We start from the raw sequence: 670 nt of genomic DNA, 5'->3' as shown, positions 1-670 counted from the left end.
ATAATATCACCCTATCAGAAAGCTATGATACCTCTAACGCAAAAGAAAAGCATGAAAAGTCTTTTGCTGGTGTGACAGGCTCTGTCAATGTGGGCATTCTTGGTACAGTAAAAGATGTAAAGGATGCAGCCAAACGTTTTGGTCATGGGGATACAAAACACAAAATCGGCAATGGTCTTATTGCTGGTCTAAAAGGCTATGATCTCTATAGTAAAGGCAAAGGTCTTTATAATGGGATGAAAGGTGGAAACCTTAAACAGTCTATTCGTGATATTGCTGATGTTTCTGCTAGCGTAACCGTGGGCTTTAAGACAGAGAAGGCAGAAGCCTCTGTTCAGACCTCTACAGCGGTAACAGATAGCATAGAAGCAGGACGCGCTGTTAATATGCAAGCCCACAAAGGTAGCATCCATGGTGTTGGAGCCGATATTATTGCCGGTACAAACCCGATGCAAAGCAATGATGAACAGAGCGGGAATATCACCATGGGAGCAGGTAAAGATATCATCTTTGAAAGTGCGCAAAATACGCAAAGCACAGAAAACCACACGCAAAGCGCTTCAATGAATGTTGGGTATAGTTATGGTACCGGTGGTACAGGGTGGATGGGGAATGCTTCTTTTGGTAAAGGCAAGGGTTCCAGTGAGGAGGTTCACCAGAAGAACAGCCA

The 670-nt window shown here is 44.0% G+C and carries 1 protein-coding gene; it reads left to right on the top strand.

Annotated features, from left to right (window positions below; all coding sequences use genetic code 11):
- The coding region (locus ACFINU_RS10265) for a hemagglutinin repeat-containing protein (RefSeq protein ID WP_375667725.1) at positions 1-670 on the top strand (670 nt) is incomplete at both ends.

This window comes from Bartonella sp. AC130YNZD (genome assembly GCF_042196865.1).
In the GTDB taxonomy this organism is placed as follows: Bacteria; Pseudomonadota; Alphaproteobacteria; order Rhizobiales; family Rhizobiaceae; genus Bartonella.
The sequence above is the reverse complement of the archived record's forward strand: the minus strand, read 5'-3'. Positions and strand labels throughout refer to the sequence as shown.